Below are 9,660 nucleotides of genomic sequence, written 5' to 3'. Positions count from 1 at the left end.
GGGCGAGCGCCGCCCGCGCTGAACTGGTATTCGAGCGGATAGCGAAGGTGTGAACATTGATTCGTCGACACTTCCGGCGTAGGGGTCTCAGGGCTGCGGCGGTGCTCGCGGCAACAGGCGTTCTCGCCGGCGTCGTCGCAGGAGTCGGCGCAACCACCGCCTCGGCGGACGACCCGATCATCGCGTCGAAGAGTCTGCTGGCCGACCCGAAGGCGCCCGACGGGTCCTACATCACCAAGGCGACCTACAAGGACGACCGCAACATCCGGCTGTACGTGTACTCGGCGGCGATGAACGAGACCTTCCCGGTCGACGTGCAGCGCCCGGCCGACGCCTCGGTGCCGCGCCCGGTCCTGTATCTGCTCAACGGCGCGGGTGGCGGCGAGGACGACGCCTCGTGGGTGAAGAAGACCGATATCGTCAACGGCTTCCTCGGCGACAAGAACGTCAACGTCGTGCAGGTGATCGGCGGCAAGTGGAGCTACTACACCGACTGGCTGAAGGACGATCCGGTCCTGGGCCGCAACAAGTGGAAGACCTTCTTCACCGAGGAACTGCCGCCGCTGGTCGACGGCGCCCTGGGCACCAACGGCGTGAACGCCATCGCGGGCCTGTCCACCTCGGGCACCACCGTGCTGAACCTGCCGATCGCCAAGCCCGGCCTCTACAAGGCGGCCGCCGCCTACTCCGGCTGCGCGCAGACCAGTGATCCGGTCGGCCGGGAATTCGTGAAGCTGACCGTCAACGTGTGGGGCGGCGGCGACGTCACCAACATGTACGGCGACGACGACAACCCGGCGTGGGCGGAGAACGATCCGTACGTCAACGCCGAGAAGCTGCGCGGCGTGGACCTCTACATCTCCTCCGGCAACGGCCTGCCCGGCCAGTACGACACCCTCGACGGCAAGTACGCCCTGCCCGGTTCCTACGGCCTGGGCAACCAGATCGTGATCGGCGGCGTCATCGAGGCCGGCACCAACTTCTGCACCCACAACCTGCAGAACAAGCTGAACTCCCTCGGCATCCCCGCCACCTACAACTTCCGCAACGCCGGCACCCACTCCTGGGGCTACTGGCGAGACGACTTCATGAACTCCTGGCCCGTCCTCGCCCGCGGCCTGGGCCTGTAAGCGAGACCCTGTCCAGGCGCTGACGCGCCTGGACAGGGAATGAGAAGTATTGCCCGGCGGGCAAGTGAAGATGCCGCCGTGCGGGCAACCACCATGGGGGACTTAAGGTCTCGATTCACTGCCCCGGTCGCGTCAGCGGCCGGGGCAGTGCTGTATCCGCACCTCGCACGGAACCGCGCGTTGAAGAGATCACACTTTCACGGTCCCTCTCAACAAAAAGTTCGGGTACCCGTAAAATATCGCCATGAGCACCACCGTGGCACTTCCCCGTTCGTCGTTTCGGAGAGCGCGGGGGGCCGCGATGCTGCTCGGGCCCGCCTTCGTGGCGGCCATTGCCTATGTCGATCCGGGGAACGTCGCCTCCAACATCAGTGCGGGTGCGCAGTACGGCTACCTGCTGGTGTGGGTGATCGTGATGGCCAATGCGATGGCCGCGCTGGTGCAGTTCCTGTCGGCGAAGCTGGGGTTGGTCACCGGGCGCACGCTGCCGCAGGTGGTGCGTGATCGCGCGAGCCGTCCGGTGCGCCTGGCCTACTGGGCGCAGGCCGAGTTGGTGGCCATGGCGACCGATCTGGCCGAGGTGGTCGGCGGTGCGATCGCGCTGAACCTGCTGTTCGATCTGCCGCTGCTGGTCGGCGGCGTCATCACGGGCATCGTCTCGATGGCGTTGCTGACCGTGCAGAACCGGCGCGGGCAGAAGCCGTTCGAACGGGTCATCATCGGATTCCTGGCGGTGATCGCGATCGGTTTCATGGCCAGCGTGGTGATCTCACCGCCGTCGGTGTCGGGCACGCTGGGCGGTCTGGCGCCGCGCTTCGACGGCACCGAGAGTGTGCTGCTGGCGGCGGCCATGATCGGCGCGACGGTGATGCCGCATGCGATCTATCTGCATTCGGGACTGGCACGAGACCGGCACGGGCATCCCGAACCCGGAACGGCACGCAGCACGCTGCTGCGCATCACCCGGATCGACGTCGGGCTCGCGATGGTGATCGCCGGTGCGGTGAATCTGTCGATGCTGCTGATGGCGGCGCACACCTTGGTCGGGCGCGATATCGACTCCATCGAGGGCGCACACGCCGGGGTCCGGGACGCGCTGGGCCCGGGCGCGGCGCTCCTGCTGGCGGTCGGCCTGCTCGCCTCCGGCCTGGCCTCCACCTCGGTCGGTGCGCACGCCGGTGCCATGATCATGGAAGGCCTGCTGAGCCGGAGCATTCCGCTGCTGCTGCGCCGCCTGGTCACCCTGATTCCGGCGCTGGTCATCCTGGCGGTGGGCATCGACCCGACGCGCGCGCTGATCGTGTCCCAGGTGGTGCTGTCGTTCGGCATCCCGCTGGCGCTGATTCCGTTGGTGCGCTTCACCAGTGACCGCACCCTGATGGGCGCCGATGTCAACCGCCGCACCACGACCGCGCTGGCCTGGCTGATCGCCGCCATCATCTCGGCCCTGAACCTGCTGCTGATCTACCTCACAGTCACCGGTGGCGGCAACTGAGCCGCGCCGTCACTGGCCGCCGAGGCGGTGAGCCCCCGCGTCGGGCCAGGGCTCACCGCCTCGCTCGTCCCGGCGGAAAGCACGCCGGATGACGGTCATGCCGTCATTCCGACATAGTGCTCGGCGATCTCATCGCTCGTCGTCAGCCACACCCCCGGGTGGTTGGCGACGTAGTTCATGGCCTCGTCCAGGTAGCGATGCCGGAAGGCCTGGCCGGTCACGAACGGATGCAGGGCCAGCGCCATCACCCGCCCGCTGTCGGCGGAATCCTCGTAGAGCTGATCGAGCTGATCCTTGACCATCTGCACGAAGTCCGGTCCGGTCAGGCCCTTGGACACGAAGATGCCGATGTCGTTGAGCTCCACCGAATACGGGACGCTCAGCATGCCGGGCACATTCAAGCGGTAGGGCTGGTCGTCGTTGGTCCAGTCGAGCACATAGCTCAGGCCCAGCTCGGCCAGCAGTTCCGGAGTGTGGAAGGTTTCGGTCAGCGCCGGGCCCATCCAGCCGCGCGGCCGCCGCCCGGTGGTCTTCTCGATCGTGGTCACGATGTCGCGCAAGACCGCACGCTCCTCGTCCACCGACAGACCGCTGTGCAGATGGCTGTTGCTGCTCCCGTGCGCCAGCCAGGCCCAGTCGCGTTCCTTCCCGGCCGCGATGATCTGCGGATACCGTTCGCCCACATCCGAATTCAGCAGGGCACTGGCGCGAATGCCGTACTTGTCGAGCACCTGGATCTGCCGCCAGATACCCACGCGCGGCCCGTAGTCGCGCCAGCCGTAATTGAGTGAATCCGGCACCAGTGAGGTGGTGCCCTCATAGGTGGCCGTGCCGGGCAGATCGACGTAGAAGTGCTCGATATTGAGCCCGACATAGAACGCGACCCGCTTGCCGTCAGGCCAGCGGATCGGCTCGCGTTCGGTGATCGGGCTGTAGTCGAAAAGCGTCAGGTCCTTGCTCATGCCCACCATGCTGCACCCTGACACCGATGTCAGGTTCAATCACACTCGCCCGTGGCGCATCCGGAAGATGGCCTTGGCCAAGCGCAAATGGCGGGGGTGGCGGTCGAAGGTGGACAGGTTCACCGGGGCTCGGTAACGCTTGTGGGCGATGGCCAGGGTGCGGCTGAATTCCCGCAGGCCCGCCTCGCCGTGGGTGTGGCCCTGCCCGTATTCGCCGACCCCGCCGAACGGCAGCGACGGGATACCGGCGTAGGCCATCGACGAATTGATGGTCACCACACCGGTTCTGATGCGTTCGGCCAGTTCGGGGACGGTCCGCACATCGCGGGTGAACACCGCCACCGCCAGGCCGTGCTCGGCCGCGTTGATGCGATCCACGGCCTCGTCCACGGTCGCCACCCGATTCACGATCAGCACCGGACCGACCGCCTCCCCGGTGACCGCCAGGCTCTCCTCCGGAACCTCGGCGAGCACGATCGGCTCGATGTACGGCTCGCGGATCGAATCCAGACCGCCGACCACCGCCCGGCCACCGCGGGCGATCGCGTCCTTGACCTGCCGGCGGACCACATCCACCTGGGATTCCAGGATCATCGGACCGTAGGAGGCCTTGCGGTCCCCGCCCGGCCGCAGCCGCCGGGCCTGGGCCACAACACGTTCCAGGAACGGCTCGTACACCGACTCGGCGACGTAGGCGCGCTGGATCCCGGCCGCGCTCTGGCCCGCATTGGACATGGCACCGAAGACCGCGGCCTCGGCGGCGTCGTCGAGCTTGGCGTCGACCTGCACCACCATCGCGCCCTTACCGGAGCGTTCCACCACCACCGGCGTCATGGTCTGTGCGCACAGCGAGATGACTTCGCGGGCGCCGGACTCCGATCCGGCGTAGGCGACCTTGTCGACCCGGGCGCGACACAGCGCCGCACCGGTGCTGGTGTCACCGGTAACCACCTGCAGCACCGGCTGATTCGGCGCCAGCCTGCTCCAGCTCTCGGCCAGCCACACCCCGACGCCCGGGGTGAGCTCGCTCGGTTTGAACACGACGGCGTTCCCGGCGGCCATGGCGTAGGCGATCGACCCCATCGGCGTGAACACCGGATTGTTCCAGGGCCCCAGCACACCCACGACGCCCAGCGGCAGATAGCCCACCGAGGCGCGCTGATTGCGGGTGAGCCAGGTGGAGCCCAGGCGCCGACGCCCCAGCGCCCCTTCGGCATTGCGGGCGGCCCAGTCCAGATTCTCCACCGCCAGCATCACCTCGATGGCGGCATCCACCTGCGGCTTACCGGTTTCGGAGCAGACGATCTCCACCAGCTCCGAGGCGTTGCGGGCGATGCTGCGCTTCCAGTCCAGCAGCCAGCGCCGACGGCTGGCGAATCCGATTGCCGCCCACCATTTCTCGGCCGCGCGCGCGGCGCGCACGGTGCGGGTCAGCTCGCCGGTGCCCATGATCGCGTAGTCCCCGACGGCCTCCCCGGTCCTCGGGTCGTACGACGTCAGCACCTTCGAGCGGCCCGATCCACCCGGATGCGCCACCGTGCGCGGCTGTGTCGATCGGCGGCGCTCCCGGGGCCCTTCGTGGTTGCGCGGGCTGCCGCCTTCGGGCCCGTCGGTCACACCGCGGGCGGACTCGGCCATTGGTCACCCTCTCGCTGGCGAATGCCTCGGCAACTGGTTTGGTCACGGCTGCCGCAGACAGGTGAGTGCGTGTCAGTTCCCCTGTCCGCCAGACTATGGGCGGTCCCACCGCGCGGACAAGGAACGCCTAACCTCACCGAACCGCCCGGTCTGCGTCGGGACCAGCAACGATCTCGACTCGGACCGCCCGGTCCGTCGAAATGTGAGTAACGACACAACTATTCGGCCCCTCGATTGGGTACGGCCCCGGCCAAAAGCGCGCCGGGGAACGATGGTGATGGCGCGCCGGGGAACGATGGTGATCGCATGCCGGTGCGGGGCCGACCACCAACAACCTCGAGGTGCCATAAACCCGCGGCGGCGAAGCCGACGCAATAAACACTCCCAGTAACATCGGGCGGGGTGGAAGGGATCACCAACCGGGACGTGCGCACAGGCGGCCCGGACAATCCGGTCGCCACCCCGGCCGATAGTGGAGAGTTGATGCCGAGCTTGGACAACGCAGAATCGCACACCGCGCCGGGCGCGAGCGGTTCGAGTACCGCCGAACCCGCCGTGCTGGTGTCGGAGGTCCGCAAATCCTTCGGCGACGTCCACGCGCTGCAGGGCATCAGTTTCACCGCCGAACGCGCCTCGGTCCTGGGCATTCTCGGTCCGAACGGCGCCGGTAAGACCACCACCGTGAAGATCCTGTCCACCCTGCTGCGCCCGGATGCGGGCACGGCCGTGGTCGCCGGGCACGACGTGGTGAAGGATCCGGCGGGCGTGCGGCGTTCGATCATGATGACCGGCCAGTACGCTGCCCTGGACGAGAATCTGTCCGGCCGGGAGAACCTGGAGCTGTTCGGCCGGTTGATGGGCCTGTCCAAACGGGCCGCCCGTCGCCGCGCGGACCTGCTGCTGGAGGAATTCGACCTGGTCAGCGCCGGTAAGCGCGCGGTGCGGCACTATTCCGGCGGTATGCGCCGCCGCGTCGACATCGCCTGCGGGCTGGTGGTGCGGCCGGAGGTGGTCTTCCTCGACGAGCCGACCACCGGCCTGGATCCGCGCAGCCGCCAGGGTGTGTGGGATCTGGTGTCCGCGCTCAAGGAGCAGGGCATCACGGTGCTGCTGACCACGCAGTATCTCGAGGAGGCCGACGTCCTCAGCGACAACATCATCGTGATCGATAAGGGCACGGTGATCGCCGAGGGCACCGCCGACGAACTCAAGGAGAAGACGGGCGGCAGCTACTGCGAGGTGGTGCCGCTGGATCCGACCCAGCTGCGCCGGGCGGTCGACGCGCTCGGCGATCTGGTGCCCGACACCGTGCGCAAGGATCTGGACGGGTCCGACCGGGTGTCGATCCCGGCTCCCGACGGCGCGGCCACCCTGGCCGAGGCGCTGCGGCGCTTGGACGCGGCCTCGGTCGACCTGGCCGATATCGCGCTGCGCCGCCCCTCGCTCGACGATGTGTTCCTGTCGATCACCGGCCATTCGGGCGGCCATCAGTGAGTGCTCCCACCCTCGACACCCGGGCCCGGCTGTTCGCCGAGATGCCGACCGCGCGCCTGTCGAGCTTCGCCCAGTGGCGGGCGCTGACCGGCCGCATCGTCCACACCATGGCCACCAAGGGCGAGCTGATCGTCGCGGTGATCACCCCGCTGGTGTTCACTCTCGGCTTCTACCTGCCGCTGCGATTCGTGATGAAGTTCAGCGGCATCGACTATGCGCAGTTCGTCATGCCGATCATCGTGCTGCAGACCATGTCGTTCACGATGATGTCGAATGCGCAGATCGCCGCCTTCGAATCCATGACCGGACTCAACACCCGGATGCAGACCATGCCGATCGGGAGCCTGGTGCCGCTGGTCTCGCGGATCTCCGCCGGTCTGGTGCGGTCGGTGACGTCGCTGACCGCCGCGATCCTGTTCGGCTATCTGATCGGTTTCCGGTTCGTCGCGGGATTCGGGCAGGCGGTGCTGTTCTGTGCGTTCTCGCTCGCGGTCGGCACGGTGCTGGCGATCGGGGCCGATGCGCTCGGCTGCCTGACCAAGAGTCCGGAGTCGCTGAGTCAGGCATTGACGCTGCCGACGCTGATATTCGGCATGCTGTCGTGCGGGTTCGTGCCCGAAGGCGGCTTCCCGCAGTGGATTCGGCCGTTCGTGCGCAACCAGCCGATCTCGCAGTTCTCCTTCGCCATGCGCGATATGGCGGCGAGCGGGGTGAGCTGGCATGTGCTGTGGGTGCCGCTGGTGTGGCTGGGCGGGCTGGCGGTGTGCTTTGTGCCGCTGGCGATCTGGGCGAGTGTGAGGCGGTCATGAGCAGCAGCGTGGAGGCGATCGAACGGGCCGATGCGGCCGCACGGTGGAGTGCGCCGCTGCCGGTCGTCGCGCCGCAGTCGGAGCGGGCGCTGTCGACATGGATGCGGCACAGCCTGATTCAGTGCAAGAGGCTGCTGCTGGTGTGGGCGCGCGATCCCGCGACCACCATTCAGACGTTGATCTATCCGGCACTGACGCTGCTGATGTTCCGTGTGGTGCTGGGCGATTCGATCGGCCGCTTCACCGGGGAGCCCGCGGTCTACGGCACGGTTCCGATGATCACCTTGGTGGCCGCGATGTCCGGCGCGGTGGTCAGCGCGCTCGGCTTCAAGACCGAGAAGTACACCGGCCTGCTGGGCCGGTTCTGGACCATGCCGATCCACCGCGCCGCGGGGTTGACCGGCCGCCTGATGGCCGAGGCGATCCGAGTGTTGGTCACCACGCTGTTCGTGATCGCGGTCGGAGTGTGCATCGGCTTCCGCTTCTGGAACGGCCCGCTGGCGTCGCTGGCGATGATCGGCATCCCGGTGCTGTTCGGGGTCGGTTTCGCGGTGCTGGTGACGGCCCTGGCCACGATCTCCGAAGGCGTGATGCTGGTGAACATCATTGGCATCATCAACACCCTGCTGATGTTCTTCAACTCCGGATTCGCCCCGGTGTTCGCCTATCCGTCCTGGCTGCAGAAGACCGTCCAGAACCAGCCGATGAGCACGGCCATCGACGCCATGCGCGGCCTGTGCTACGACGGCCCGGTCGCCACACCCCTGCTGAAAACCCTCGCCTGGATCATCGGCTTCATCGTGATCTTCGCCTACCCGGCCGTCCGCGGCTACCGTCGCGCCGCCGAAACCGGCGCCTGACCAACGGCCTATCCGTCGGTCCCGCTCCCCAACAGCGCCGCCCGCATCAACGCTTGCACGCGGGCCAGGCTCTCCGGGCGCGAGTCGAAGCGCATGCGGCGGCCCGCGTCGACGACCTGGGCGATGGCCGCGTGCACGCGGAAGCGGGCCTCGGCCGGGTCGTCGTCGAGCAGATGGGCCCACTCCAGCACGTTCTGCCGTTGGATGGAGCGCAGCTTCTGTTGTTCGGCGGCAGGCAGATTCGAGAATTCGGCGAAGTAGACCGGCAGGATCTCCGGCATCGCGAAGGTCAGCCGGGCGAAGCGGGCGGCAATGCGCAGCGCCGCATCGGCCCGGCTGGTCGCCTCCGACAACGCCTCGGCATTGGCGATTGCCACCCGTTCGCCGGTGCGGTGGAAGGCCGCGGCCAGCAGATCCGACTTACTGGTGAAGTAGCGGTAGACGCTGGAGGCATTGATGCCTACCGCGGCGCCGATCTCCTCGATACTGGCCTCGTGGTAGCCCTGCCGCCCGAAGATCCGGATCGCCTCGGTGAGCAGCTGTTCGCGTTTCGAACTCAGCGGCAGCCCGCGCACCGGTGACTCCGCCGGCGGCAGCGTGGGGGCGGGCGGAAGGTCGGTGTACAGGATCGACCAGCAGATCTCCTGCAGCAGATCCGTCAGCCGTCCGGTGGCCAGGGCGGTCCGGTGCGCGGTGATACTGCCGATCGCGCCGAGCATGCCGGTGGCCAGCAACTGCACGTCCTCGTCGGACAGCTCGGGGCGCAGCGCGGCGATGGCCTGCTCGACCGTCTCGTGCAGCCCCGCGTAGATCACCCGGATGCGGGCCCGGTCGTCGGGTTCCAGATAGCGGCGCTCCCACCGGTACAGCCCGCCCTCGCGGCGCACCTCGATGGTGTGTTCGGCCAGGGCGCGGATCAGCGCGGTGAGTCGCGATTCGGGATCGAGTTCCGGATCGTCGGCGGCGTGCGCCACATCGAGCAGCTGCTGGGCGCCGTGCTCGGCGGTCGCGACCAGCAGGGCGTACTTATTGGTGAAATGCCGATAGAGGGCTGGACCGGAGATTCCGACCTCGGCCGCGATCTCGTCGACGCCCACCGGGTGATAGCCACGCTCACTGAACGCACGGGCCGCCACCCGCACGATCTGCGCCTTCCGGTTCTTCGGCCGTCGCTGGGTCGGTTGGCGGCGTTCGCGCGCGGGAGCGAGACCGGCCTCGCTGCGGTCCGCGACCATACGCCTCTCCTTCTCCCCGGGCTGCCCTTGTTGACAG

8 protein-coding genes are annotated in these 9,660 nt (G+C 67.8%); 5 read left to right on the top strand and 3 right to left on the bottom strand.

Translation table 11 applies throughout. The features are described from left to right. The first annotated feature begins 101 nt into the window (after positions 1 to 101). Positions 102 to 1,130 carry an alpha/beta hydrolase gene (locus IU452_RS03790; RefSeq protein WP_195107414.1) on the top strand — a complete coding sequence of 343 codons (1,029 nt, stop codon included), beginning with the start codon at positions 102 to 104 and terminating at the stop codon, positions 1,128 to 1,130. Between the two features lie 244 nt (positions 1,131 to 1,374). Continuing rightward, entirely contained in the window at positions 1,375 to 2,625 is a 1,251-nt protein-coding gene (locus IU452_RS03785; protein ID WP_195107413.1) for an Nramp family divalent metal transporter, read from the top strand. 95 nt (positions 2,626 to 2,720) lie between these two features. On the opposite strand, the gene IU452_RS03780 is transcribed toward IU452_RS03785, so the two are convergent. Beyond that, positions 2,721 to 3,587, bottom strand: coding sequence for a polysaccharide deacetylase family protein (locus tag IU452_RS03780; RefSeq protein ID WP_195107412.1), 867 nt, complete (start codon positions 3,585 to 3,587; stop codon positions 2,721 to 2,723). A gap of 39 nt (positions 3,588 to 3,626) precedes the next feature. Beyond that, a complete protein-coding gene (locus tag IU452_RS03775) occupies positions 3,627 to 5,225 on the bottom strand; it encodes an aldehyde dehydrogenase family protein (protein ID WP_195107411.1) in 1,599 nt (532 codons plus the stop codon). Between the two features lie 483 nt (positions 5,226 to 5,708). Here IU452_RS03775 and IU452_RS03770 point away from each other — a divergent pair, with 483 nt between their 5' ends. From IU452_RS03770 to IU452_RS03760, 3 genes are read left to right on the top strand one after another with little or no spacing between them, the layout of a single operon-like run. Beyond that, a complete protein-coding gene (locus IU452_RS03770; protein ID WP_195107515.1) occupies positions 5,709 to 6,719 on the top strand; it encodes an ATP-binding cassette domain-containing protein in 1,011 nt (336 codons plus the stop codon). A 41-nt stretch (positions 6,720 to 6,760) separates the two neighbouring features. After that, a complete protein-coding gene (locus IU452_RS03765) occupies positions 6,761 to 7,528 on the top strand; it encodes an ABC transporter permease (RefSeq protein WP_195107514.1) in 768 nt (255 codons plus the stop codon). After that, on the top strand, positions 7,525 to 8,388 hold the full coding sequence (locus tag IU452_RS03760) for an ABC transporter permease (protein WP_195107410.1): 864 nt from the start codon (positions 7,525 to 7,527) through the stop codon (positions 8,386 to 8,388). Before IU452_RS03765 ends, IU452_RS03760 begins: the two co-directional genes overlap by 4 nt. 8 nt (positions 8,389 to 8,396) lie before the next feature. On the opposite strand, the gene IU452_RS03755 is transcribed toward IU452_RS03760, so the two are convergent. Next, a complete protein-coding gene (locus IU452_RS03755; RefSeq protein WP_195107409.1) occupies positions 8,397 to 9,623 on the bottom strand; it encodes a TetR/AcrR family transcriptional regulator in 1,227 nt (408 codons plus the stop codon). Positions 9,624 to 9,660 lie beyond the last annotated feature (37 nt).

This window comes from Nocardia transvalensis (genome assembly GCF_015477765.1).
GTDB lineage: Bacteria > Actinomycetota > Actinomycetes > Mycobacteriales > Mycobacteriaceae > Nocardia > Nocardia transvalensis_A.
Note: the sequence above shows the minus strand (reverse complement) of the source record. Positions and strands in the feature narration are given on the sequence as shown.

Excerpts from the sequence above, each read along its gene's own strand:
- IU452_RS03785 (WP_195107413.1), top strand. The coding sequence starts at position 1,375 with ATGAGCACCACCGTGGCACTTCCCCGTTCGTCGTTTCGGAGAGCGCGG.
- IU452_RS03780 (WP_195107412.1), bottom strand. The coding sequence starts at position 3,587 with ATGAGCAAGGACCTGACGCTTTTCGACTACAGCCCGATCACCGAACGC.
- IU452_RS03775 (WP_195107411.1), bottom strand. The coding sequence starts at position 5,225 with ATGGCCGAGTCCGCCCGCGGTGTGACCGACGGGCCCGAAGGCGGCAGC.
- IU452_RS03770 (WP_195107515.1), top strand. The coding sequence starts at position 5,709 with ATGCCGAGCTTGGACAACGCAGAATCGCACACCGCGCCGGGCGCGAGC.
- IU452_RS03765 (WP_195107514.1), top strand. The coding sequence starts at position 6,761 with ATGCCGACCGCGCGCCTGTCGAGCTTCGCCCAGTGGCGGGCGCTGACC.
- IU452_RS03760 (WP_195107410.1), top strand. The coding sequence starts at position 7,525 with ATGAGCAGCAGCGTGGAGGCGATCGAACGGGCCGATGCGGCCGCACGG.
- IU452_RS03755 (WP_195107409.1), bottom strand. The coding sequence starts at position 9,623 with ATGGTCGCGGACCGCAGCGAGGCCGGTCTCGCTCCCGCGCGCGAACGC.